The 701-nt window shown below is 66.0% G+C and carries 1 protein-coding gene; it reads left to right on the forward strand.

Features of this window, described 5'->3' with window-relative positions:
- Window positions 1-112 precede the first annotated feature (112 nt).
- Window positions 113-469, forward strand: coding sequence for a hypothetical protein (locus JCM19049_RS16605; protein ID WP_279403471.1), 357 nt, complete (start codon window positions 113-115; stop codon window positions 467-469).
- Window positions 470-701 lie beyond the last annotated feature (232 nt).

Below are 701 nucleotides of genomic sequence, written 5' to 3' on the forward strand. Positions count from 1 at the left end.
TCTACACCAGCATCTGGCAGATGGCCGACTACCTCTCCGCCGCCCGGCTGACCCTGATCACGCTGACCTCGCTGGCGGTGCTGACCACCTGGCTGATCATGCACAACCGCCTGTGGGAGTCCCGCGCGGGGTGCGCAGGCGCGAACGCTGGGTGCTGTACAACGTGGCCACCCTCGTCACCGTGGGGCTGGCGGCCGCCGCCATGTACCTGGTGCTCTACGGGGTGCTGCTGCTCGGTGCGCTGGCCGTCATTGACATTGAATTCCTCTCCGAACAGCTGGGCCATGAGGCGAGCCTCGACGAATACCTGAACCTGGCGTGGCTGGCCGCATCCCTGGGCACCATGGGCGGGGCCATCGGCTCGAGCTTCGATGATGAGCAGGCGGTGCGCCAGGCGACGTTCAGCCACCGCGAGTACGAGCGGCGCAACCTGCAGCTGGAGGAAGAGGACGAAGAGTCCGGCGAATAGCCGCGCTCCGCGCGCCGCTCGCCAGGAAACGGGCATAAACCTGAGTACTTGCTGTTAAAAATCGTGTGACATGGCTTACTCTGGCACCGCTTCTATCGTGAGACCACGTTCAGCTCCCGCGCCGGGATCTGCCGGCGCGGTCGCTGAGCACCGGTTCCTTCACGCGCACCTGGGAGTCACGATGTCACGCTCTTCTTCCCCGTCCCCGGCCGTCCGGTCTTCGCCCGCCGGC

This window comes from Arthrobacter sp. JCM 19049, from assembly GCF_001310435.1.